The organism is Pseudoalteromonas sp. P1-30 (assembly GCF_001400005.1).
Lineage (GTDB): Bacteria > Pseudomonadota > Gammaproteobacteria > Enterobacterales > Alteromonadaceae > Pseudoalteromonas > Pseudoalteromonas atlantica.
Map to the genome: position 1 here is coordinate 522,272 of NZ_LKBC01000002.1, position 26,045 is coordinate 548,316.

The 26,045-nt window shown below is 41.5% G+C and carries 19 protein-coding genes; 16 read left to right on the forward strand and 3 right to left on the reverse strand.

The annotated features are described in order from the left end of the window. The first annotated feature begins 1 nt into the window (after position 1). The 4 genes from AN395_RS05845 (at position 2) to AN395_RS05860 (ending at position 4,242) form a co-directional block, all read left to right on the forward strand. Positions 2-916: a DNA polymerase III subunit gene (locus tag AN395_RS05845; RefSeq protein ID WP_054982362.1), complete on the forward strand. Its 915-nt coding sequence runs from the start codon at positions 2-4 to the stop codon at positions 914-916. 11 nt (positions 917-927) lie between these two features. After that, a complete protein-coding gene (locus AN395_RS05850) occupies positions 928-1,254 on the forward strand; it encodes a PilZ domain-containing protein (protein WP_004587696.1) in 327 nt (108 codons plus the stop codon). 345 nt (positions 1,255-1,599) lie between these two features. Continuing rightward, a complete protein-coding gene (locus AN395_RS05855) occupies positions 1,600-2,379 on the forward strand; it encodes a TatD family hydrolase (RefSeq protein ID WP_029773701.1) in 780 nt (259 codons plus the stop codon). A 3-nt stretch (positions 2,380-2,382) separates the two neighbouring features. Continuing rightward, complete coding sequence (locus tag AN395_RS05860; protein WP_054982363.1) at positions 2,383-4,242, forward strand: alkaline phosphatase D family protein; 1,860 nt, start codon at positions 2,383-2,385, stop codon at positions 4,240-4,242. A gap of 217 nt (positions 4,243-4,459) precedes the next feature. Here the strand turns inward: AN395_RS05860 and rsmF are convergent, their stop codons facing one another. Continuing rightward, positions 4,460-5,911: a 16S rRNA (cytosine(1407)-C(5))-methyltransferase RsmF gene (rsmF, locus tag AN395_RS05865; RefSeq protein ID WP_054982364.1), complete on the reverse strand. Its 1,452-nt coding sequence runs from the start codon at positions 5,909-5,911 to the stop codon at positions 4,460-4,462. Positions 5,912-6,175: 264 nt separating this feature from the next. Here rsmF and AN395_RS05870 point away from each other — a divergent pair, with 264 nt between their 5' ends. The 8 genes from AN395_RS05870 to AN395_RS05905 all read left to right on the forward strand — a co-directional run bounded on the left by AN395_RS05870 (position 6,176) and on the right by AN395_RS05905 (position 19,670). After that, positions 6,176-6,862 carry a GntR family transcriptional regulator gene (locus AN395_RS05870; protein WP_054982365.1) on the forward strand — a complete coding sequence of 229 codons (687 nt, stop codon included), beginning with the start codon at positions 6,176-6,178 and terminating at the stop codon, positions 6,860-6,862. Positions 6,863-7,122: 260 nt separating this feature from the next. Next, positions 7,123-8,001, forward strand: a complete 879-nt coding sequence (prpB, locus tag AN395_RS05875) for a methylisocitrate lyase (protein WP_054982366.1) — start codon at positions 7,123-7,125, stop codon at positions 7,999-8,001. 47 nt (positions 8,002-8,048) lie between these two features. Further along, a complete protein-coding gene (gene prpC / locus AN395_RS05880) occupies positions 8,049-9,176 on the forward strand; it encodes a 2-methylcitrate synthase (RefSeq protein ID WP_054982367.1) in 1,128 nt (375 codons plus the stop codon). Between the two features lie 116 nt (positions 9,177-9,292). Next, on the forward strand, positions 9,293-11,902 hold the full coding sequence (gene acnD, locus AN395_RS05885) for a Fe/S-dependent 2-methylisocitrate dehydratase AcnD (RefSeq protein ID WP_054982368.1): 2,610 nt from the start codon (positions 9,293-9,295) through the stop codon (positions 11,900-11,902). 12 nt (positions 11,903-11,914) lie between these two features. Then, positions 11,915-13,081 (forward strand): 2-methylaconitate cis-trans isomerase PrpF, encoded by a 1,167-nt coding sequence (prpF, locus tag AN395_RS05890; RefSeq protein ID WP_054982369.1) that lies wholly within the window; start codon positions 11,915-11,917, stop codon positions 13,079-13,081. 522 nt (positions 13,082-13,603) lie between these two features. After that, the gene (locus AN395_RS05895) at positions 13,604-16,627 is read left to right on the forward strand and encodes a hypothetical protein (protein ID WP_054982370.1); all 3,024 of its coding nucleotides are present in this window, start codon (positions 13,604-13,606) and stop codon (positions 16,625-16,627) included. A 64-nt stretch (positions 16,628-16,691) separates the two neighbouring features. Then, on the forward strand, positions 16,692-17,783 hold the full coding sequence (locus AN395_RS05900) for a hypothetical protein (RefSeq protein WP_054982371.1): 1,092 nt from the start codon (positions 16,692-16,694) through the stop codon (positions 17,781-17,783). 9 nt (positions 17,784-17,792) lie between these two features. Beyond that, positions 17,793-19,670 carry a hypothetical protein gene (locus tag AN395_RS05905; protein WP_054982372.1) on the forward strand — a complete coding sequence of 626 codons (1,878 nt, stop codon included), beginning with the start codon at positions 17,793-17,795 and terminating at the stop codon, positions 19,668-19,670. A gap of 103 nt (positions 19,671-19,773) precedes the next feature. On the opposite strand, the gene glp is transcribed toward AN395_RS05905, so the two are convergent. Next, the gene (glp, locus tag AN395_RS05910) at positions 19,774-20,988 is read right to left on the reverse strand and encodes a gephyrin-like molybdotransferase Glp (RefSeq protein ID WP_054982373.1); all 1,215 of its coding nucleotides are present in this window, start codon (positions 20,986-20,988) and stop codon (positions 19,774-19,776) included. Positions 20,989-21,035: 47 nt separating this feature from the next. Between glp and modA the strand changes: the two genes are divergently transcribed. From modA to AN395_RS05925, 3 genes are read left to right on the forward strand one after another with little or no spacing between them, the layout of a single operon-like run. After that, a complete protein-coding gene (gene modA, locus AN395_RS05915; protein WP_054982374.1) occupies positions 21,036-21,788 on the forward strand; it encodes a molybdate ABC transporter substrate-binding protein in 753 nt (250 codons plus the stop codon). Further along, on the forward strand, positions 21,775-22,461 hold the full coding sequence (gene modB / locus AN395_RS05920; protein ID WP_004587743.1) for a molybdate ABC transporter permease subunit: 687 nt from the start codon (positions 21,775-21,777) through the stop codon (positions 22,459-22,461). Before modA ends, modB begins: the two co-directional genes overlap by 14 nt. Then, the gene (locus tag AN395_RS05925) at positions 22,454-23,491 is read left to right on the forward strand and encodes an ATP-binding cassette domain-containing protein (protein ID WP_054982375.1); all 1,038 of its coding nucleotides are present in this window, start codon (positions 22,454-22,456) and stop codon (positions 23,489-23,491) included. Before modB ends, AN395_RS05925 begins: the two co-directional genes overlap by 8 nt. Before the next feature lie 37 nt (positions 23,492-23,528). On the opposite strand, the gene AN395_RS05930 is transcribed toward AN395_RS05925, so the two are convergent. Then, complete coding sequence (locus AN395_RS05930; RefSeq protein WP_054982671.1) at positions 23,529-24,287, reverse strand: molybdopterin-synthase adenylyltransferase MoeB; 759 nt, start codon at positions 24,285-24,287, stop codon at positions 23,529-23,531. 287 nt (positions 24,288-24,574) lie between these two features. Between AN395_RS05930 and AN395_RS05935 the strand changes: the two genes are divergently transcribed. Next, positions 24,575-26,044, forward strand: coding sequence for a NarK family nitrate/nitrite MFS transporter (locus AN395_RS05935; protein ID WP_054982376.1), 1,470 nt, complete (start codon positions 24,575-24,577; stop codon positions 26,042-26,044). The last annotated feature ends 1 nt before the right edge of the window (position 26,045 follow it).

The window sequence follows — 26,045 nt, forward strand, 5'->3', positions numbered from 1 at the left end:
CATGGCATTGCCATGGCTTAATAACGTAGAACAACAGCTTGCGCAAAGTTATAAAGCGCAGCGTTTTCATCATGCACAGTTGTTATGCGGGCCAAAAGGCGTTGGTAAGTTTGAGCTAAGCGAGCAATTAGCTAATAGCTTATTATGTCAAAATATTAATACCCACATGCAAAACGAAGGTAGCAAGTTAGCCCCGTGCGGGCAGTGTAAAAGTTGCTCATTAACACTTGCGGGTAACCACCCTGATAAACGGCTAACGCAAGTTGAAGGGCAAAGCATTGGTGTTGACGATATTCGTGCGATAAGCGATTTTATGAACCACTCCGCTGCGCAAAATGGCAATAAAGTGGCCATTATTGAAAACTGCGAAAAAATGACCACGGCAGCAGCAAACGCGTTATTAAAAACCTTAGAAGAGCCCAGTAATAGCCGTTTTTTAATTTTAACCACAAGCCACACTGCGCAGTTACCTGCCACCATTTTAAGCCGCTGTGCTAAAACAGATATTAAAGTTGCAAACCCAGAAGCGGCTAAAACCTGGTTAGCCGATTTAAATATTAGTGACTATGTGTGGCTGCCTTTATTTTATACGCAACCACTTTTAATTAAACAGTGGCAAGCGCAAGAGCAGCTGCAACACATTGATACTTTATATAAATTTGCAACTGAGTTTAAACAAAGCCATAATTTTAGTCCGCTTGTAAATATTATAAACAAACAACCTGAGCTAATACGCATTTTTACATTATTTTTAAGCGAGCAATTAAAACAGCAGCTTATAATGGGTTTAAGTTTTGACGCGTACCAAAGTGCTCAGCAAGCGTTGAATGAATTTTTACAAAATAGCACAGAGGTACTCGGGCTAAATTTACCTCTAGCAGTGTCGCGTTTAGCGCATGCCCTGCGTAACATTTAATAGGAATACATATGCAAGAGCTTTTAGTTGATGTAGATAACCTTGACGAACTTTATCGCTGCTACATGCCTTATTTAAAAAAAGGCGGCCTATTTGTACGTACCAATATGCGTTACGAAATCGGCTACTCTTTAGCGCTTAGAGTGACTTTACCTGATGCGCTAGAAGATGACGTGGTAACGGGTAAAGTTGCCTGGATAACACCACAAGGCGCACAAAGCTCTAACCCACCAGGTATAGGCATTAGCTTTTTAGATGATAAAACAAATTTAAACGCTAAAATCGAAAAGCTATTAGGCACTATGTTAAACTCAGGTAATCCTACATATACCATGTAGTTTTAAACGCATTTGCTTAATAGTAATATGCATAAAGCAGCCAGTTAGCGAGCGCTTAACCCTCGTTAACTTGCAATACTAACTTGCTTATATCAATTCGTTTAATACCCATTCGCTTACTTAAGTGATTTACTTTAAGGCTGAAAAAACGTGTTGATAGCTTGGCAAAAAATTCGCTATTTAGTTGTGCTCGACAATTGCTCCTGCATTGCTCTACCTTCTGCATCCATGCAGTCGTAAATGAGATTAGCTCCGCAAAATGATTAGGTATTATTGCAAATTGGTATAACTAAGTATTTTTGCAGGTTAGTATAATTTAACACCCAAAACCATACAGGCCGTATAGTGATTGTAGATTCTCATTGCCATTTAGATCGTCTTGATTTTGACAAATTAGATTTAAACCTAGATCAAGTACTCGACAACGCCCGCGCAAAGCAAGTAGAGCACTTTTTATGTGTAAGTGTAACGCTTGATCAATTCCCAAGTATGCTTGAAAAAATTAAACATTACGACGATGTATCGGCATCGTGTGGCGTGCATCCGCTTGATCAAAAAGATGCCCTTAATAAACAGCAACTCATTGATTTAGCATCGCATGAAAAAGTAGTCGCGATTGGCGAAACAGGCCTAGATTACTATTATTCGAAAGACACGCACGCAGTACAACAAGCCAGTTTTGTTGGCCATATTGAAGTGGCAAACGAATTACAAAAGCCACTGATTATTCATACCCGTGATGCCAGAGCCGATACTATTAACTTAATGCGTGAGCACAAAGCAGAAAACTGCGGTGGCGTACTGCATTGTTTTACCGAAGATTGGGATATGGCTAAAAAAGCGATTGATATGGGATTTTATATCTCTATTTCAGGCATTGTTACCTTTAAAAATGCCGTAGAGCTTAAGGAAGTTGTAAAACAAATCCCACTCGATAGATTACTCATCGAAACAGACTCGCCTTATTTAGCACCTGTGCCGTACCGTGGAAAAACAAATCAGCCTGCGTATGTAGAAGATGTTGCCTACTATATTAGTGAGCTTAAAGGTATTAGCTTTAACGAGCTTGCAAAGGCAACGACTGATAACTTTTATTCACTTTTTAAATTAGCAGCGAAAGGCTAACACATGACTACTCAATCGGCGCAACTCCCACTTTTATTAATGGGGCCTATGGTGCGCCGAGCTGAGCAAAGTGGTATATGTATACAGTTTGCTACTTCACGCCCTGGTAATTGCCAAATCACACTTGAAAACCATCAAAGCTACAGCGAGCAGCAAAGCATTGCATTAGGTAAATACCTTTACCTGCACTTTATAATTATAAAACCCGTTGATAGCCAGTTTCCGCTCGACACATTATTAGCGTATACACTGCATATTAACGAGCAAAAGATTGACTTAACTCCATGGTGCTTTGAAGGGCAAACGGCGCCTTCATTTGCAATTGCCAATAAGCTTACGCATATTTTACATGGCTCGTGTCGCAACGCACATCACCCCGCAAAAGACAGCTTAGTATCAGCAAGTGAATGGCAAAACACCCAGCGCAGTAATAAACTGCAGGGCGCACAGCTTTTACTCCTTAGCGGAGACCAAGTTTACGCCGATGATGTTGCCGGCCCTATGCTACTGGCTATTCATCAGCTAATAGATGTATTGGGTATTTATAAAGAGCAACCGCTTGAGCTCAATTTACCAGCAGATATAAATGAGCAGCTTTTTAACCGCCATCATTACTTACCAAAAACGCCATGGCAAAAACGTTCAAAATTGGGCGTTGGGTACTGGCTAAAAAAAGACGAGCCTCATTTTTCTAGCGTAAAAGCGCATAATCACTTAATTCACTTTGAAGAATTTATAGCGCTGTATTTACTTAACTTTAGTGCCGCCGCGTGGCAATGCGTTGATATTAAAAATAGCCATTACACACAAGGCAATGAAAAAAATAACACCATTTTTAACGCCGAAAAAAAGGCCTTAATTAACTACGCGAAAGGCTTAAACAGCGTAGAGCGTTTATTTGCTAATGTATCTACCTTGATGATGTTTGACGATCACGATGTTACCGATGATTGGAACTTAACAGCAGGGTGGGAGCAAGCTATAAATCAAAACCCAAGTAGTAAACGCATCATTAATAATGGGCTGATAAGTTATTGGCTATTTCAAGGGCTGGGCAATGATGCGCTACATAAAACCGGCGAGCTTATAGATGAGTTTAAACAAAGCCGTAGCGCCAACAATAGTTGGCAGTTTAAAGCCTTTGATAAGCCTCTGAACGAATTTAACTATTGGCATTATGAGCTTACCACCACGCCTAAAGTAGTTGTGCTTGATACCCGTACACACCGCTGGCGTAACGAAAGTAACTTTAATGAACCCTCAGGCTTACTTGATTGGGAGCGCTTAACAGAGCTTGAGGAAAGCCTGCTGAGCCACAGCAAAGTAATTATTGTATCGCCAGCGCCAGTGTTTGGTGTTAAATCAATAGAAGCAATTCAAGCCGCGTTTAATATGTGCGGGCAGCCACTTATGGTTGATGTAGAAAACTGGATGGCACACGAAGGCTCGGCCAAAAAACTGCTTGATACCTTTAGGCGTACAGACACACCCAATGAAACGCTTATTTTATCGGGTGATGTGCATTATTCTTTTTGTTTTTCGGTGCAAAAGCGTTTTGGCGATCACCCAAATAGAATATGGCAGCTCACCGCCAGTGGTATTAAAAATGAATTTCCGCGTAAGCTAATTAATGTACTCGATAAGCTAGACTCAATATTATACGGCCCCAAAAGCCCGCTTAACTTTTTCACCAAACGCTGGCACATGGAAGTAGATAAACACCAAACCAAAGGTGAAGGCCAAAAGTACCTAGTAAGCGACTCTGCCATTAGCTTAATTACACTGGAGCAAGGAGATTTAGCGCGTTATCAACTAATCCACGGCGACGGCCACACCACCGAGTTTGATTTAGAAGAGCAGTAAAACGCCCAGAGCCACTATCAGCTCTGGGCTACAAATGGCTCTTAGTTGAGCCTTGCGCTAACTAAATACACTTTCGCAATTCTTAGGGAGAAGAAGAAAGTACCTCTAAGTGTAGTTAACTAATTTGCAAAACTCTAACTTTTGTTTATTTATTAACCGCAAATGATAACAAAGACTTAATAATATTGTGCACAGGTTACCCTTTGTATTGAGTGCTTTATGCCCAGCTTATTAACTGGGTATTTTGCACAAGATCGCGTGGCAAAGAGTTTTTGATCTTATTTTTTTGCCATTTACCCAGCCCAATAGGGCAGCCACATAAGGTTAGTACTACTTCGCCGCTGGCTTTTGTAACGTCTTCTAGGCGTATATCTTTACCATTAAAGTAGTCGTTTGCTTGCTCGTTTGTTAAAGCATACGTATTGCTTTTGCATTCATTCCCAAACACGGTAGCAAACTCGTGAGTTAGCCTTACGCCGTTTTTATGAATAATACCTAGTTGAATACCTAAACGTGCGTATTTTATTTTGTTTTGAACGGCTGCAAACCCGTCAGGGAATAACCACAGTTCTTTATCGCGCTGCATTAACTTACCTGGAAGCGCATTTAAGCCAAACTGTTTTTTAAGCTCGCTCATAAAAGAAGTGGTTTGTTTTTTATCAAACTCGTTAAACGGAAACGCACCTTTTTTCACGCTTTGGGTTGGGTTATTGCAGCTTGCGAGTTTTTTAAACTTAGCGATAAAAAAGCCTTCACTGTCGAATGTTTGCGGCCACACATGTAAATAGCCCTCGGCGGTTGTGGCTTTTTCTGCCCCTTTAAATAAATCACTTAGCGATTGCGGCTCAATATAGTCGCCAAATTCATTCAGTAGGTAGTTGCATACTTGTTGGTTTTCGAGCGGGGTAAGCGTACAGGTTGAATACACCAGCGTACCGCCTGGTTTTAATGCGTAAAAAGCGCTTTTAATTAAATCTTTTTGAACTTGAGCAATTTCTATATTTGATTCTATTGACCAGTTTTTAAGTGCGTCGGCATCTTTACGTACGGTACCTTCGCCAGAGCAGGGGGCATCGAGCAAAATGCTATCAAAGCATTCAAACATATAATTACCAAATATGACGCCATCAAAATGCGAAAGCGCACAGTTACCAACGCCCATACGCTTAAGCGTAGCGCTAAGTACTTTTAAGCGTGATGACGAAAGCTCGTTGGCAACAAGTACGCCTTGGTTATTCATTATTGCGGCAAGTTGCGAAGTTTTAGAGCCAGGCGCTGATGCCATATCAAGTACGTAATTATCTTGTAAATCTGAGCTTTCAATACTTTGTTTTAGTGCCATAGGCGGCAGCATTGAGCTTGCCTCTTGCACGTACATAGCGCCGCTTAAATGTAAGTCGGTATTGCCTAATGCTAAGTTTTGCTCTTCATCGCTTGGGCGTTCTAGCCAAAAACCCTCACTACACCAAGGTATGGGTGTAAGTTGCCAGTTTTTTTGCTCTGCACGGTGTTTAAATTCAGCAACACTAATTTTTAATGTATTTACACGAATAGATTTTCTGAGAGGGCGACGGCACGCGTTTATAAAGTCGTCTAAATTGAGGTGCGCAGGTAAATAGGTTTTTACGTCGTCAATAAAATGCTCAGGAATAAAAGTGTTGGCGTTCACGCGTTGGCTCGTACATTAAAAAATAAAGCGCGATATTAGCACTTTTAACGCACTATTTCAGTGTTAAATAGCGGCTTTATAATTTATTGGTGTGTCGACACATTATGTTTTTAGTTTAATTTTAAAGCAACTTTATACGACTTTAGATTAACAGTGTCGACAATGAGTGTGTTTTTTACTCATTTTACCTTAGGTGGGGTTGACATGTTTTTTTATTAAGCACATAGTTAACCCATCAATTGTCGACAATTTATTTATAAAGCCATGACGCAACCTTTTTTAAACGATACACCTATTACTACAACATCTGATCAAGTGTTTGTTGATATGCGCCGTGAAATAGTAGAGGGCAGCATACAGCAGGGCAGCAAAATATCGGAGCCTGAGCTTGCAAAGCGCTACGGTGTAAGCCGTGCGACGCTTAGAGAAGCGCTTAATCGCTTAGAAAGCTGTTACTTAGTGGAGCGTAAAGCCAATGTAGGTTGCCGAGTAGTGGCGCTAACCGCAGAGCGTTTAATTGAAGTATACCAAGTACGCAGCTCGCTTGAAGGCTTAGCATGTAGGCTTGCTGCCGACAATATGGCAGCCGATGAGGTTAAAGGCTTAAAGCAATTACTTAACCAACATTTGCAAACTCAGCGTGTTAAAGAGGGTGAGTCGTACTATCAAGAAGCGGGCGATTTAGACTTTCACTATCGCATTATTAAAGGCAGCAAAAACGCCCATTTAATCCATTTGTTATGTAACGAGCTTTACCAATTAATACGTATGTACCGTGTACAAATGGGCATGGTAGGGCCGCGCGTATCAAAAGCGTTTGACGAGCACTTAGCCATTATTAACGCGATAGAAAACCACGATGGTGAACTTGCTGAAATGCTGATGAAACGACACATCAGTGCATCGCAAGCAAATATTCAAACCAAATTTGATGTATACCAATCAATATGAGTATTCGAACAATTTAACTGATTAAATCGCTCTATAACGTCGTTAAGAATTTTTTATTTAGAACCACTAAACATAAAAATTATTGCCTAGTTACAGAACGATTTTCTTAGCGTTAAATAGACCTCATACACATACAGATTGGTATTTGTCATAAACAAAAACTTCTAAAAGCTAAAGCTAATAACAGTTAAACAGTCACAATGTCAGATTAAAAATATAAGTTACTCCATGTAGCAACCGTTCAAAGTGAGGAGAAAATAATGTCAGCAGGATTAAAATTTAAACAGGCCATTGCGAATAACCGCCCATTACAAGTGGTGGGTACTATTAATGCATACACAGCCATGATGGCTGAAAAAATGGGCCACCAAGCTATTTATCTCTCAGGTGCCGGTGTGGCTAATGCCTCTTTTGGTATGCCCGATTTAGGCATGACCAGCCTTGATAATGTACTTGAAGATATTCGCCGTATTACCGGTGCCAGCGATTTGCCACTACTGGTAGATGCCGATACAGGCTGGGGCGGGGCGTTTAATATTGCGCGTACCGTTAAAGAAATGACCAAAGCAGGCGCAGCGGGTTTTCATATTGAAGACCAAGTGGCACAAAAGCGTTGCGGTCATCGCCCTAATAAAGAAATTGTAAGCCAAGGTGAAATGGTTGACCGCATTAAAGCCGCAGTTGATGCAAAAACCGATAGTGATTTTTACATTATGGCGCGTACCGATGCGTTTCAAAAAGAGGGTTTAAGCGCGGCGATTGACCGTGCAGCTGCGTGTGTTGAAGCGGGCGCAGACGCTATTTTTGCAGAAGCCGTGCACGACCTTGCCGATTACCAAGCATTTGCAAAGGCGATTGATGTACCAATTTTAGCTAATATTACAGAGTTTGGCCAAACGCCTATTTACACCAAAGAGCAGTTAAGTGAAGTAGGTGTTGAAATGGTGCTTTATCCACTTAGCGCCTTTAGAGCAATGAATAAAGCCGCGCTTAATGTGTACTCTGCCATTTTAAATGAAGGCTCGCAGCAAAGCGAAATTGAGAACATGCAAACACGCGCCGAGCTTTACGATTTTTTAGATTACCACACATACGAAAACAAACTCGATAACCTTTTTTCATCAAAATCTGACAAATAATAACTATTAAAATAGATAACACACACAAATTTAGATAGGAGAAGATCATGGTAGATAAAGCATTAGGCGGAGCAGGCTTACGCGGCCAAGTAGCAGGGGAAACAGCATTATGTACGGTAGGGCAAACAGGCTCAGGTTTAACGTATTGTGGGTACGATATTAGCGAACTTGCCGAAAAAGCACAGTTTGAGGAAGTGTCTTTTTTACTTTCACGCGGCGAGCTACCAACAGCCAATGAACTAGCCGAGTATAAAGCTAAATTAAAAAGCTTACGCGGCCTGCCAGATGCACTAAAAACCGTGCTTGAAAATATTCCTAAAGACGCGCATCCAATGGATGTTATGCGTACCGGTTGCTCAATGCTGGGTAACCTAGAAATGGAGCTTGATTTTAGCCAAGCAAACGATGCGATTGACCGCATGGTTGCAGTGTTCCCAAGTATTATTTGTTACTGGTACCGCTTTACTCACGATGGCGTACGTATTGAAACACAAACTGATGACGACTCAGTGGGCGCGCACTTTTTAACCCTATTACACGACAAAGCACCGAGCGAGCTTTTTGCGCAAGTAATGAACGTGTCGCTAATTTTATACGCAGAGCATGAATTTAATGCCTCTACCTTTACGGGGCGTGTGTGTGCATCAACGCTTTCTGATATTCATTCTTGTGTAACGGGCGCTATTGGTACGCTACGTGGGCCACTACATGGTGGTGCAAACGAAGCCGCTATGGATATGATTCAGGGCTTTACAAGTGCAGATCACGCTGAGCAAGAAATTATGGGTATGCTAGAGCGCAAGGATAAAATAATGGGCTTTGGACACGCTATTTACCGTGAGTCAGACCCACGTAACGTTATTATTAAAAAGTTCTCTGAAAAACTAGCTAAAGAGGTGGGCGATGATGTGCTTTACCCAGTGTCGGTTAGGTGTGAAGAAGTTATGTGGCGCGAGAAAAAACTGTTTTGTAATGCTGATTTTTTCCATGCATCGGCGTACCACTTTATGGGGATCCCAACTAAGTTATTTACGCCAATATTTGTGATGAGCCGGGTTACCGGCTGGACTGCACATGTTAAAGAGCAGCGTGCTAATAACCGTATTATTCGCCCAAGTGCAGATTACACAGGACCAGAGGCGCGCAGCTACACGCCAATTGAATCAAGAGGCTAATTAGTTACACATAATACCAATCCGTAACAATACTTAATTAAGCGGATTGGTATAGGGTGAGCAATACGCTCACCTCTTGCCTTTTATTTCCCGTCACCTATTAGCGAACAGATATTATGACCATAATTAATAACACCCAATACCGAAAACCATTGCCCGGCTCAAATGTGGATTACTACGATACGCAAGAAGCCGTTGATGCAATAAAGCCTGGTGCTTATGCCACATTGCCTTACACATCACGCGTACTTGCCGAAAACTTAGTGCGCCGCTGTGAGCCTGATATGCTAACCGATGCGCTTAATCAGCTTATTGAGCGTAAGCAAGATTTAGACTTTCCGTGGTATCCGGCGCGCGTAGTGTGCCACGATATTTTAGGCCAAACTGCTTTAGTTGATTTAGCAGGCCTGCGCGACGCAATAGCCGCAAAAGGTGGGGATCCGGCTAAAGTAAACCCGGTTGTGCCAACACAGCTAATTGTTGATCACTCTTTAGCGGTTGAGCACGCAGGCTTTGACCCTGACGCATTTGAAAAAAACCGTGCAATAGAAGATAGACGCAACGATGACCGTTTTCATTTTATAAGCTGGACTAAAACCGCCTTTAAAAATATTGATGTTATTCCGCCTGGTAACGGCATTATGCATCAAATTAACCTTGAAAAAATGTCGCCTGTTATTCAAAAACGCGATGGCATTGCATTCCCCGATACCTTAGTTGGCACCGACAGCCACACACCGCATGTTGATGCACTTGGCGTAATTGCTGTAGGTGTTGGTGGGCTTGAAGCCGAAAGCGTAATGCTTGGCCGTGCCTCGTACATGCGCCTGCCTGATATAGTAGGAGTTGAGCTTACAGGTACTCGTCAGCCAGGCATTACTGCAACCGACATAGTGCTGGCCATTACCGAATTTTTACGCGCTCAGCGTGTTGTATCGACCTATTTAGAATTTTACGGCGAAGGCGCTGATGCACTCACCCTTGGCGACAGAGCAACGATTTCAAACATGACACCAGAATTTGGTGCCACTGCAGCCATGTTTTATATAGACGATAAAACAATTGATTATTTGCGTTTAACAGGGCGTGATGAAGAGCAAATAGCCCTTGTAGAAAACTACGCTAAAACGGCTGGCCTTTGGAGCGATAGTTTAAAAACCGCAAAATATGAGCGCGTGCTTAAATTTGATTTATCGAGTGTTGGACGTAATATTGCTGGGCCTTCAAACCCACACCGTCGTGTATCCACCAGCGATTTAGCAAAAGAAGGTATATCAGGCAAGGTTGAAAACGAAGAAGGCTTAATACCAGATGGCGCCTGTATTATTGCTGCTATTACCAGTTGTACTAACACTAGTAACCCGCGCAACGTAATTGCTGCGGGCTTACTTGCACGTAACGCAAATGCCAAAGGGTTAATGCGCAAACCCTGGGTTAAAACATCATTAGCACCGGGTTCAAAAGCGGTGCAATCATACCTAGAAGAAGCAAAATTACTCCCTGAACTTGAAAAACTTGGCTTTGGTATTGTGGGTTTTGCATGCACTACCTGTAACGGCATGAGTGGCGCGCTTGACCCTGTAATTCAACAAGAAGTGATAGATCGCGACTTATACGCAACAGCGGTACTTTCGGGCAACCGTAACTTTGATGGGCGTATACATCCGTATGCTAAGCAAGCCTTTTTAGCGTCACCGCCATTAGTGGTGGCTTACGCTATTGCCGGCACTATTCGTTTTGATATTGAAAAAGGTGTACTAGGGAAAGATCAAAATGGTAACGATATAACGCTAAAAGACTTATGGCCAAGCGATGAAGAAATAGATGAAGTAATCAAACAAAGCGTAAAGCCAGAGCAATTTAAAAAAGTGTACGAACCTATGTTCGATTTAACCGTAGATTACGGTGAAGACAACGACCCGCTATACAACTGGCGCGAGCAAAGTACCTATATTCGCCGCCCGCCATACTGGGAAGGTGCCCTTGCAGGTGAGCGAACCATGACCGGCATGCGCGCACTTGCTGTACTTGGCGATAACATTACAACGGATCATTTATCGCCATCAAACGCAATTATGGCAAGCAGTGCTGCAGGTGAATACTTAACTAAGATGAATGTACCTGAAGAGGATTTTAACTCTTACGCAACGCACCGAGGCGATCACTTAACAGCGCAGCGCGCTACATTTGCAAACCCTAAATTGTTAAACGAAATGGTGCGTGATGAAAACGGCGAAGTTAAACAAGGTTCATACGCACGATTAGAGCCACAAGGTACTAACACACGTATGTGGGAAGCAATCGAAGCTTATATGCAGCGTAAACAACCACTCATTATTGTAGCCGGCGCCGATTATGGTCAAGGCTCATCGCGTGATTGGGCTGCAAAAGGGGTAAGGCTTGCAGGCGTTGAGGTTATAGCTGCAGAGGGCTTTGAGCGTATTCACCGTACTAACTTAATTGGTATGGGTGTTTTACCGCTTGAATTTAAACCGGGCACTACCCGTAAAACGCTTAACATTGATGGCAGCGAAAGCTTTGATGTAAAAGGTGAGCCAACACCAGGTGCAACGCTTGATTTAGTGATTACACGTAAAAACGGTGAGGTACTAACAGTACCTATGAAATGCAGATTGGATACCCAAGAAGAACTTTCTATTTATGCCGCTGGTGGTGTATTACAGCGCTTTGCGCAAGACTTTTTAGAAGCTACGCAATCAGCATAAGGGGCGTGCATTATGTTTAAACCACAAATTAAAGTGCCAGCAACTTATATGCGCGGCGGCACCAGTAAAGGTGTATTTTTTAAGTTAACCGACTTACCCAAACCTGCCCAAGTGGCAGGTGAGGCGCGCGACAATTTACTGTTACGCATAATTGGTAGCCCCGACCCATATTGCAAACAAACCGATGGCATGGGCGGTGCAACTTCAAGTACTAGTAAAACGGTTATTTTAAATAAAAGCGAGCAACCTAACCACGATGTGGATTATTTATTTGGTCAAGTGGCAATAGATAAACCTTTTATAGACTGGAGCGGCAATTGCGGTAATTTAACCAGCGCAGTAGGTGCGTTTGCTATAACGAACGGCTTAGTTGATAAAAGCACAGTACCCGATAACGGTGTAGCCGTGGTGCGTGTATGGCAGGCTAATATTAAAAAAAGCATTTTAGTTCATGTGCCTATCACCAATGGCGAAGTGCAAGAAACTGGCGATTTTGAACTTGATGGCGTGACCTTTGCTGCTGCCGAGGTAAAGCTAGAGTTTTTAAGCCCCGCCGATGGTGAAGGGGCGTTATTCCCTACAGGCAATGTAGTAGATGACTTAGAAGTACCAGGCGTTGGTACTTTAAAAGCCACCATGATAAACGCGGGTATTCCTACTGTATTTATTAATGCCGAGGATATTGGCTATAGTGGCACTGAGCTGCAAAGCGATATTAATAACGATACTGACGCACTTAAAAAACTTGAAACTATTCGTGCCTATGGCGCAGTCAAAATGGGGTTAATAGCTAATATTAATGAAGCGCAAACACGCCAACACACACCAAAAGTAGCCTTTGTGGCAGCGCCATTAGATTATAACGCGTCAAGTGGTAAGTTTATTGAAGCTACAACAATTGATTTATTAGTACGTGCTATGTCTATGGGCAAGCTTCATCACGCTATGATGGGCACAGCCGCAGTCGCTATTGGCGCAGCCGCCGCTATTGACGGTACGCTTGTTAATGTGGCCGCAGGTGGCGGGACATTAAACGAAGTTAACTTTGGCCACCCGTCTGGCACGCTAAAAGTAGGCGCAGAAGCTAAAAAAATAGCTGGAGATTGGCAAGTTACCAAAGCAAGTATGAGCCGCAGTGCTCGTGTGCTTATGGAGGGCGTAGTTAGGGCTTTGCAATAAGCTGATTTTAACGTTTTATATTGAGTCATTAACGGCGCATATTGCTCGTTAATGACTGTTAAACGTTTAATTTTAATACACAGCTAAATAAACATTCTGTTTATATATTTCATTTCAAAACACCACTCAACCTCATCCTTTTTCATTATATTAGCCTTGGCGGGCGTTTTTTTTAGCGTATCTGTCGCAATTACTTGAAGAATATTATTAACAAACTAAATTAAATGTAATATTCACTTAATATAGTGGATATATGGTACGTCAGAGCGATGCTTCTTAATGGTTTTAACATATGTTATTGAAAAATAGTAAAGCCTATGAAGAAGCGTCGTTTAAATTTAGGTAAAAACTTGTACTTATAGCGCATAAAAATGTAGCAAAAACTCATTGCTTAATGTTACTTTAATTAATAAGTAACAAAGGTTGTTATTGTGTGTCTGTTTATGTTTTTTTGTAAACTTTCACGCGTATATTTTATAAAATAATTTCTGATACTCATTGCAGGCTATCAAGGAGAAATAAATGGCACAGCGTATGAATAAAATTACCCCAATTGCAGCATCTGTTGCACTTACCCTAGGTTTAGCGGGTTGTGGTTCAGACAACGATAGAAACACTTACGTTCCTCCAGTTGAATCTGTTACATCATCTGATGACGCTCAATTTAACGTAGAAATAACAGGTAAAGCTGTTAAAGGTGCAATGAAAGGTGCCGTTGTTAGCGTGATGACACTTGATGAAACAGGGCAAAGTGTTCCAGTTGCATTTAGATTAGAAGCATCAGCAGAAGCTGAAACGTTTACCGGCGAAGCAACTTCTCAAGATGCGGCAGATGCGGCAGTAGAAGCTAGCAAAATAGCAGGTAACCCCGATGCGCTAGTAACCGGCGATAATGGTAGCTACAGCATTTACCTTGAAGATGACTTTACAGGCCCTGTATATATTACAGTGACTACTGCTGAAGAAGGAGATGATAGCTTCTTACGTTGTGATGCTTACGTAGGTTGTGGTACTTACGATGAAGCGCCAGAAGCAGATGATGTAAACGATGGTGATACTAACATTGAGTTTGGTGAATGGTACAAAGCCGACTTAGAGCTTTCTGTTGTTAAATATGTAGCTGCAGCAGAAGCCGACTCATCTGATTCGAGCGGCGTAGCAGGCGATGCAAACGTAGCACGTTCGTTTAAAGCGAATGTAACTTTTTTAACTACGCTGGTTGCTCAAGCCCTACTTGAAGCCGAAGGTGAAGTTGACGCTGATGCTATTGCATCAACAAGTTTAAATACAGTGATCCAAGTTTTAGGACCAGATGCAGCGGTACTATTATCAGCGCTTATTGGTGACCTATCAAGCGGTGGCGCAGTAGATTTAAGTGATGTAGACGGCGAAGAAAGCCTTTCACAAGGCGTGTTGATGATTGCGCAGTTGTCATCTTCGATTCAAGGTTTACCATCAATTTCTGATACTATAGCGAGCATTAAAGCTGGTATTGCAGCAGGTACTTTAAGTACAACTGATATTGCAGCAACATTACAAACAGCCGTTTCTAGTACTGCAAGCGTGTTTGTAGCTATTGCAACGGGTGATGAAGATGCAATTAAAACTGCATTAGAAGCAGCCTACTTAGCAAATAACCCTAATGCATCAGCTGCTGAGATTAATGCATTTGCAGAAAATTCTGCGGGTATTGCAGCTAAAGCAAAAGAAGCAAAAGACAACGCAGTTAAAAACGGTGCGGCAACCGATTCAGAGCTGGCAGAACTTGCAGGTACTGTGCAAGAAGCTCTAGAAGAGCTGGGTTGTTCTGGCGATGAGTGTGTTGCAGGCGATGACTTTTTTGCAGATTTAGCAGTTGCGTTATCAGCGCAAATTGATGCATCTTCTACTGAACTTTCTGCTCTTCAAACATCTATAGATACTGCTGAAGAAATGCTTGCTGATGTTGAAGAAATGGGTGATGCCGTAACTGACGCAGCTACTGCAATTGAATTTGTTGCGGCTGTAGCTGCACTTGAAAATGAAGCTGAAGCAGCGGATTTAGCAACGGCAACAAACAAGGTTTATGTGCAAGCACAAGGCTATGTTAGCACAGCGACTCTATTAGTAGCTCAAAGCTCTGACTACCAAGGCATACTAGATACTGCAATTGATTTACAAGACGCTGCTTTAGAAGAAGTAGAAAACGTAAGCACATACGATGCAGCACTTGCGCAGTTAGTGCTTGATGCAGAAGCCGCTATTACTGAATACGAAATTGAAGTAGAAGCCGCTAAAGAAATTGCTTTGAATACTGCAGATGTTGCAGATGAAAAGAAAGCCGCTGCAGATACAGCAGAAGCCGCTTCAACAAGTGCACTTGCTGATGCGCAAGCTGCTGTTGACTCGGGTGACGATGCACAAGCAACTGTTGAATTAATTGATGCTGCGGTAACGGCTGCGTCAGATTTTTCTGCTGCTGTAGATGCACTAGAGCTTGCGATTGAACAAGCACTAGAAGCAGCAACTGAATATGAAGCTGTAGCAGTAACTGAAGCTGATATGGCTGAAGCTGCTGATTTAGTTGAAAGTGCAGAAATGATGGCCGAAGCTGCTGAAACTCAGGCTGAACTTGCAAACGAGCAACTTGTAACTGCGCTTAGCCTTCAAGCAGAAGCAGAGCTTGCGGTTGCAACGGCATCTGTTAAAGAAACATCAGAGTCACTTTCTACGATGACGGTATTAACAAGTACCGGTGGTGATGCACTTTACGACACAGCTGAAGTGTTATTTGATGTATTTGAAGAGCTTGCCGATATGGGTAACTCTGGTGAAGGTACTTCAACAACGCATCCTGAGTGGGCATACGACTACAGCTTAGATGATTTAACGCTAATGCTTACAAACTCGACTACAGGTAGCATGATCACAGCGTCTGCTGCGTATCAAGATAACCAATTGGTTGTTGCTTGGGGCGGTATGCTAACCACTGAAAGCGATGCAACTGTTGAGCTTGTTACAGGCGATGTAGCCGCAGATGCACTTGAAGAGTGTCAAGCATTTGCTGATGGTACAATTACTGACTCTACACAAATTGATTCGTGTTTAGTATTTACGTTTGACGGTGCTGTAAATGCAGATACGGTTGACGATGCTGAACTAACTATGGCACAGGCGTGGAACCGTGTTGAAATTGAGGACGGCGACTCAGACTTTATGGGTACGCTAAACTTAAGCGGCATGGAAGAGACAGACATGGCTATGCTAGAACTAGCAGGTATGTCTGGCGACTTAGACTTTAGCGTTATGTCTGAAGTGGATAGCAGTGGTGATGAAGACATGACCATGCTTGAAATTAAAGTTAACGGTGACGCAGCTATGGGTTACACGCTGTCTATGTCGGGTACTGAATCAGCTGGTTACATGGGCGATGTTAAAGCTATGTACGATGGCATGATGATGACCTTTGGTACAGCAACTAAGGTAACAAATGGTGTTTCAATTACTTACATTGATGATGAAGTAATTGAATACACAGATGTGACTTTAATTGACTCATCTAACTAATACTTAAACTATAAAAGGGAAAAGCTGTGTGCTTTTCCCTTTTTTTATAGAAAGCGATTAAATTATGAAAAAAAAAATTCTCTTGTTAGGATTTTCAACTGCTCTATTTTCACCTCTAGCTTCTGCAAATAATCAATTTCAAATATTTACTCACTTTGACGCCGAAATTTACACTGAGGCACAGCCAGTACAAGCATTTGTAGATGATTTTGACGAGCCTATTAAGTCTGGCGACAGTGCATTTACTTATAATATTTTTGAGATTGGCGTGGGTTACAACAATTTTAAAGTTGGTTTGCAGAGCCGTTATGACTACGTACTTAATTTTGATCCCGATACTGCACTTTATACTTATTTAGAAAAAAACGATTTACCCTTTGAAGAGCGATTTTACACGTATCAGCTAGATGCTAAGCAAGTGACCTCTAATGGGGTGTTTGTTTCATACGATTTTAAATTTTTAGATAAAAACGCGCTAACTATTACACCGAAAGTGTCTGTTTTTGCCAGTACACATTTTCAAGATGCCTCAGTAGATGGGCGAGTGTTTAGTGACGATGTAGAAGGCAGCATTACTGCTGATTATAATTTTTCGAAAGATATTTTATTTAAAAAATTTACTCCCTCGCAAAATCCTAAAGGCCTAGGCTATAGCTTAGATATTTTTGCTGATTGGCAAGTAAATGACGATTTAAAAGTAGGGCTAAGTGTAAAAGATCTGCTTTATAAAACTGACTTTGATGATACCGGCGCGGTAAAAGGGCAAACAACAGAAATCCCTTTCAGTGAAGATGAAAGTGGTAATGTTACCTCTACTCCGACTGTTTCTCTTCAAACATCTGCTTTTGGTAATACCCAGTCGCACACACTTGATATGGAAATGCGTATTACCGCCTTTGCCGATTATCAAATCAACCGCCGATATTCAACGGCGCTTACAATCAAGCAGTACGACGAAGATACATTTAGTCAGCTAAAAGGGCGTATTCATTTTTGGGATCATTGGAAGGTACAAGCTGGCTATGAAACAAAAAGTGAGGCGTTTTTAGTCGGTATTGAAAACGAGTACTTTGGTCTTAATTTACAAACCGACAGTTTAGACTTAGATAAAGCTTATTATGCGAATGTAAATTGGTACATGAACATTAAGTTTTAAGGAATGAAGATGTTAAAAAAACTTTTACCTTTGTCAGTTGCTCTAGCGCTTAGTGGCTGCGGTGGCTCTTCAAATGACAGTAGTGACGAAGCGGTTGAAATAAGCGTAGCATCTACCTCTACCGTAAACTTTTATGTACCTCAGTGGCAATCAGCCAAAGGTACGCTTAATCAATTAGACAGCCAAGGCAATGTGGTTGAGTCTGTCGCGGTCGAAAACATAAATACCGCCAGCGTGAGTGTATCGCCTCTTAATTTTTATACATTTGAATTTATACCTGACGATAGCGCCTTGCCGTGCCCACGCTTTACAGGCTGTGGCAGAACGCTTCGCGGTGATGTAAACGATATAAACGAAAACCGTTTAATTGATTTTGAAGAGATAACTGGCGTTAATTTAAACTATGCTGCCCGTGCCTATGTTGCGCCAGGCGTTAATGAGGTGTTTTTCTCGCCATTGAGCACCGCAATTACGAATGCAAATGTTGACGCAACCCTTGCAAGTTTATCTGCGAGTCCTTTTTATCAGCTTACACATAGTAGCTTGAGTAATACACTAGAGGCAGAAATCGTTGCTAATGCATTTACGTATAGCGCTATCGTCGCTGGTGTGTCTGTTGAAGGATTTGATTTAGCCACTGCATTTGATGATTTTATCACCCAGCAGGATGATACAAGTGCTTGGCAAACTTACAGCAGTTTAGCTGATCAATACATCGCAGATAACCTTTACAGTGAACAAGGTAATGGTTTAATTCAAAGTGTAGCTGGGCAGGTTAAGCAAACTATTGCGAGCGTGGCTAGTTATACCAATTGGCAACAAAAAGTTGAAACTGAGCAAGCATTAGAGTCACGCGAATTACTCGAAAATATAAGAGATGCGCTAGGTGTTATTCGCTTACAGGACACAACCTACGTTGATGATTTAGACGCGAAGCTTGAACAACTAGAAAGCGCACTTGATGATGATACGCAGCAAACTATTACCGTGCTTGCAGAGGTAATTAATGAGGTACTTATTAATTACTCTCCACTTGCAGAAGTATCTGCGAGCGAAGGGCAGTACACGTTACGTAATCTTGATATTAGCTATTCAACCTCACCCTACGAATGGCTAATTACCGGTACCTATGATGGCCTCCCAGTAAATATAGACATGTCTATCCCCACATTTAGAATAAGCGGTGTACTTGGTGATAAAATAGAAGGGGTAATGAGCGCTTCTGTTATTAATGGCGATACGCGCTTAGATGTTGATGTAAGTGAACTGCTGGTGGAATTTGATGGGATAAGTGAGCAAAGTGAATTATTACCCGATGCACAAACAGGCATTGCTAATATTACCACTGACGTAGTTATTGCTAAGCAATCAGGCGAGCTTACTGGTGAGGTATCATTAGATTTAAATCGATTTGTTACTGCGTTTGCACAGGAAGTTACGTCTTTATCTGCCTTTGATTTTGCTGGCCAATATCAAAGTGATATTCAAACTACGCCTTTTCATATTACAGCATTAGAAGCTTCGCCACTGACGGGTGAGGAAAACGATGATTTAATGTTTGGCCTAGAACTGGCTCTGCCATTAGGTGGTGCGAGTGACTTTAGCTTAGCGTATGTAGGTGATGTTATTGATTTATCGCAGCTTACCAGTAGTGATGTATTTATTAGCGTAAAGCAAAAAGCTTTAGATTTACGCATTAGAGAAGTAAATAGCAATATTAGCTTAACTGCAAAAGGTGAAAACGGTCGCTGGCTTGATGTAAAACAAGCTGGCAGCAACTACAGCGGTGGCTTGTACTTAGGCGATACAAAAATTGCGGATGTAACCGCAGTACGTGGTATTCCTGGGGTATTATTTCCTAATGGTGATTTTGAGTCGTTATTTTAATAGCGGTTTAAACCTAAACTTAAGCCCAGCAAGTTGCCCATACTTGCTGGGCTTTTTTATTACTCGTGCTTATATACTACCTAACTAAGCAAATTGGCATAAGTTATAGTAGCTCTATTTCTACGGTTTCGTCTTTTGCAATATTGCCACTTTCGGCGGGCACCACAATAAGGCAATTTGCGTGGCTAAGCGATGAGAGTACCCCCGAACCTTGCTTATTTATAGGCGTTACCAGTAGGTTATTGTTTTCGTCGGTACTGGCAATACCACGTTGAAAGTCGGTACGGCCGGGGCGCTTTTTAATCAGCGCTGTGGTGATTGCTTTTAAACGTAACTTAGCAGTATGTTCATTTCCTGAAAGCTTTGTAAGGGCTGGCTTTACAAGTCGCTCAAGCGTAACGGCTGCCGATACGGGGTTACCTGGTAACCCAAAAAAGTAGCTGTTAGGTAATTTACCAAAAGCAAAGGGTTTGCCCGGCTTCATGGCAATTTTCCAAAAATGGATATCGCCAATTTCATTTAATACTTCTTTAGTAAAATCGGCTTCGCCAACCGATACACCACCAGAGCTTATTACGGCGTCGGCTTGCTCGTTTGCTTTTAAAAATGTGTTTTTAATGAGCGTTTTATCATCGGCAATTATGCCAAAATCAATCACTTCTATATTGTTATCATTAAGCTCGCTTAATATAACAGCGCGATTACTTTCATAAATAGCTCCTGCTGGAAGCGCATTGCCAGGCTCTATAAGTTCATCCCCTGTAGAAAAAACCGCGACCTTTAGTGTTTCATATACACTTACTTGGTTAATACCAATAGAGGCAAGTAAGCCTACATCTACCGCTTTTAGTTTTCTGCCTGCTTTAAAAACAACACTATTTTTTGCAATGTCTTCACCTGCAAAGCGCACATTATTATTGAGCTCAATATGACCAGTAAATGTTATTTTGTCGTTATCTACGCTGGCGTTTTCTTGCATAACTACCGCATTAGCGCCAGGGGGCAGGGCAGCGCCGGTCATAATTCTAACGCATTGCCCAGGTGTTAAGGTGTTTTTAAAGGTTTGCCCAGCAAATACACTGCCTACTTGCTGATAAGTTGTTAGCCCTTCGCTTAGGCAAAGTGCATAGCCATCCATTGCCGAATTATCGTGAGCAGGCACATTTATATTGGATTTAATATCGCTTGCTAAAACACGGCCAACACTTTGCATTATTGAAATGGTTTCTGCTGCTTTATTAAAGTTAATAGCGCTTAGCATGTTACTAATTGCGGTTTCTACTGGTAATAAACCAGGTGCATTGCATACATCGTTCATATATATTGTTTTTTATAATGTGTCTGATTTTTAAAACAATACTTATAATGTTAAAGCTTTACAATACATGGTGTGGTTATTTGTTATTACTGTTAGTGGTATTTAGCAATCCTCTTAACGCAAAAGAAACGCTGCATATAGCCGTTGCGAGCAATTTTAAACCTGTGCTGCAAACGCTGGTAACTAACCCAGCCCTGAAAAATATTAATATTAAAATATCAGCTGCTTCTAGCGGCGTATTACACTCACAAATTATGCACGGTGCACCGTACGATATATTTTTATCAGCCGACGCTGCACGCCCACACGCACTGATCAAAGACGGCTTTGCACTCAAAAATAGCTTAACCACCTATGCGATAGGTTTATTAGCGCTGTGGCAGCCAAGCAACTCAGTTATTAATAATAAATTAGCCATTGCTAATCCGCGGTTTTCGCCATATGGTCAATCATCAGCGCATTATGCTAAAAATTATATAAAAACACCGTATGAATTTGTGTATGCAAATAATATTACCCATGCGTTTCAATTTGTAGAAACAGGCAATGCCGCTAAAGGCTTGGTCGCGTTATCTACGTTAAAGTCGGCGTATCGCAAAACTAAAAATAAAAAATATTTAAATTACACGCTTATCGAACCTGAAAAATACCCTGAAATAACGCAGCAAGGCGTTATCATAAGCGCTACTAAGCATTTAACGGCAGCTAAACAATTTATGGCTTTTTTAAATGACTCCTCAACCGCAAAAACATTATTAGAGCTTGGTTATAAAGCAAAGGAAAGTGATGTTAGCAAGTGATGTAACAGCGCTGTGGCTTACAATTAAACTTGCCTTTATAACGGCTGCTATTTTGTTGATTATATGCATTCCGCTTGCATGGCAGCTAGCCAGTTATAAAGGTAAGTTAAAGCCTATATTAGAAGCACTTATAGCAATGCCTTTGGTGCTGCCGCCTACGCTAATGGGCTTTTATTTATTGGTATTGTTTTCACCTACTCATGCATTTGGCCAGTTTTGGTTTTGGCTCACGGGTACGCAGCTCGCGTTTAGTTTTCAAGGGGTGGTTATTGGCTCGTTATTTTACTCTCTCCCTTTTGTGATGCAGCCGTTACTGGCGGGCTTTAAACAAATAAATACTACTTATAATCAAGCTGCTATTGCCTTGGGGATCAGCCCATTTAAGCGTTTTATGTATTTAACGTTACCGCTATTAAAGCCAAGCATAGGCAGTGCCTTTGCACTGGGCTTTGCCCATACATTGGGGGAATTTGGTTTAGTGCTAATGATTGGTGGCAATATACAAGGCGAAACTCAAGTGGTGTCTATTGCATTGTACGACCATGTAGAGTCACTTAATTATGGGGCAGCGCACCAATTGTCGTTGGTATTACTAGCAATCTCGTTTGCGTGTTTAGTGTTGTTGTTTAAATTTAATAAAACCGTGATAAACGGAGCTGCTAATCGTGCTTAAAATACAATGCCATCAACGTTTGGACGATTTTGAATTACATGTTGATTTAGCTATAAATCAATTTGATATTTTAGGGGTGTTTGGCCCTTCGGGCTCTGGCAAATCGAGCTTATTACAGGCGATAGCAGGGCTTACGACAGCGCAAAATGTGTGTATAAATAATCATAATATTACCCATTTAAAGCCAGATAAACGCCTACTTACTTTACAGCTGCAGTCGTGCCCGTTATTTCCACATTTAAATGTAATGGGTAATTTACTGTTTACTCACAAGCATTGTAAAAATAAAAGTAATAACCTAACGCCTGATCAGGTAATTGATTTATTAGCACTAAACCCATTACTAAATCGTGATGTGTCGGGGCTTTCGGGCGGGGAGCGCCAGCGCGTAATTTTTGCAAGAACACTACTAAGTGGGCAATCTGTTGTTTTACTTGATGAGCCATTTAGCGCCTTAGATTGGTCAACGCGTTTTACTATGTTGGGGGCTGTTCAACAACTAAATAAATCCCATGGTATTAAATTTATTATTGTCAGCCACTCTTTAAAAGAGCTACTTTATTGCAGCGATACATTACTTCATATAGCGAAAGGCAACGTGCTCCAGTGCGGTGCAACACAAGAAGTGGTGCAAAGTATTTATGCAAATAAGAGCCAAACGCCACTTAGTATACTTAGTTATAGTAAGCCTGAATTTAATGATGCATTTGGTCTTTACCAGCTTACTCTTAGTAATAGCCAACAGCATTTATATGCAGTGCCTTCGCTGGTAAAACAAAACCATAAGTTAATTATAGAAAGCAGCCAAATAACCTACAGCAAAGTAAAACCAATTAACGAGAGCAGTGCAAACGTGCTAATAGGTATGCTTGAAAATGCCCAGCAGCTTGATGAGCAATGGCTACTGACAGTTAACGTAGATACGCAATTACTGTATTGCGCGGTGTCTAAAAGGCAATGGCAGCAAAGTGCTGTAAGCCTAGGCGAGCAGATTTATTTGACAATAAATAACCTAGAAACGCTAAGTTAGGATCTAAAAAACAGTCATGTATTTACCATGTACTAAATTAAGCACTGCAAACAGGGCAGTGCTTATTTTTAACAATATTAAAACGGTTAAACTCCATACTCAAACCATCTACAAGTAATAGCTGCTCGGTGAGTTTACTAGGCAGTCCTGCAATAATTTTAAGTGCTTCAGTCGCTTGAATACTACCAATAAGCCCTACAATAGGCGAGAGCACGCCTGACTCTGAACAGCTTTGAGTTTGTTCGCCAAAGAGCTGTGACACACACCCGTAGCAATGGCTATTAGGCGCCATTGTAAAGCAAGCTACTTGTCCCTCTAACCTTATGGCAGAGCCCGAAACCAAGGGCGTACGGGTGTTATAGCAGGCGCTGTTGAGCAAATTACGTGTTGCTAAGTTATCAGTGCAGTCAATAACTACATCTACTTTGCTAAGTAGTTGTTCAAGGTGCGAATTTTCATTTAAAAATTCATCAATAGTGTGGATCTCTATTTCATCATTTAACTGAGTTAACTGTTTTTTTGCACTGTGGGTTTTTAAGCACCCAACATCACTTTGTTTATAGAGCACCTGCCTTTGCAAGTTAGTTGCATCAACCACATCGTTATCTACAAGCGTTAACGTACCTACGCCCGATGCCGCTAAGTACTGCGCAACTGGACAGCCTAATCCACCTAACCCCACAATAAGAGCATGACTTTGCCATATTTTTTCTTGTCCATCTATATCTAGCTGAGGAAGCATAATATGGCGAGAATAGCGTAATTGCTGCTGATACGTTAAAGGGGGTTTTTGCATTAATGAGTTCTCATAATTTTTTTTTAACAATACCAATTAGTTAAAACCTAGAGCAAGTAAAGCTTAAAAATTCTTTGCACTGTTTACGCCCAACAAAGCTGCTTAAATAGTGCAAAGCGAAATAAATATTAATTCCCAAAAATATAAGTAACTGAAAAACCTACCTATTAATTGTTGGCTTAGTAATTGCTGAAAGCGGTTAACGTTAATTTAACAAATGTCGCAGTGTTATTACTACCAAAGTCGTACTCACTGCTTAAAATAATAATCGTTACAAGGAAAAAAACATGCAACCGAGTTCTGGGTTTAATCTCATATCGTTTAGCGGAAAAATGAAAATACTACATTTAAGCTGGATGGTGTTTTTTATCTCTTTTTTTGTATGGTTTAACCATGCTCCATTATTAGGGGCAATAGCGGGCTCGCTAGGTATAACTATGGCACAGGTAAAAACGCTTCTCATTTTAAATGTGGCCTTAACCATTCCCGCGCGTGTTGTTGTTGGCATGCTGACAGATAAGTTTGGTCCGCGTATTGTTTATGCCGCTTTACTTATTTTATGTAGCATACCGTGTTTTATGTTTGCTATGGCCACCACATTTGAGCAAGCCGCTATCGCGCGTTTTGCACTAGGCTTTATTGGTGCAGGCTTTGTAGTGGGCATTCGTATGGTGAGCGAATGGTTCCCAGCTAATGAGCTTGGTACAGCAGAAGGTATTTATGGTGGCTGGGGTAATTTTGGCTCTGCTGCCGCTGCCATGTTACTACCTGTATTAGCGCTTATGTTTGGCGGTGACGATGGCTGGCGCTATGCCGTTGGTTTAACGGGCGTACTTAGCGTTATTTTTGGTGTTATTTGGTACATAAACGTAACCGATACACCAAAAGGGGGGACGTACTTTAAGCCTAAAAAAGTAGGCGCAATGGAAGTAACCAGCAAAAGTGACTTTGTATTATTGCTTATTATGAAATTACCTATGTATGGCGCACTGGCTTTACTTACGTGGAAGTTGTCTCCTACAGGCGCTAATTTAATTTCTGCCAATTTTGTTTTAGCCGTTTATGCATTTTTAGTGCTGTTATACGCCTACGAGGTATATAAAACCTTTGATATAAACGGACATATCTTTAAACAACCCGTGCCAGAATCACACCGCTACGAATTTAAACAAGTAGCTGTACTTAATATTTTATATTTTACCACCTTTGGCTCAGAGCTGGCCGTTGTATCTATGCTGCCATTATTCTTTATGGAAGTATTTGGCCTCGATATGGTGTACGCAGGTTTACTGGCCTCTGCTTATGCGTTTATGAATTTAGCCTCGCGCCCAGGTGGTGGTTGGATCTCAGATAGAATGGGTCGTCGTAAAACACTTATTGTCCTTACCTCAGGGTTAGCTGTTGGCTACTTTGTTATGGGCTTAGTTGACGCTAGCTGGTCACTTTGGCTTGCTGTAGCTGCTGCCATGGCGTGTTCGTTCTTTGTGCAAGCTGGTGAGGGAGCGGTTTTTGCTGCTGTGCCACTTATTAAACGCCGCTTAACAGGGCAAATTGCAGGTATGACAGGCGCTTACGGTAACGTTGGCGCGGTGGTGTATTTAACGGCGCTCTCATTAGTGGATTACCAAACTTTCTTTATGATTATTGCTGCCAGTGCATTGTTAGGTTTAGGGGCGTTATTTTTCATGAAAGAGCCAGATGGGCACATGACAGAAGTAAACGAAGATGGCTCTGTTGAACTTATTTCAGTGACTTAAG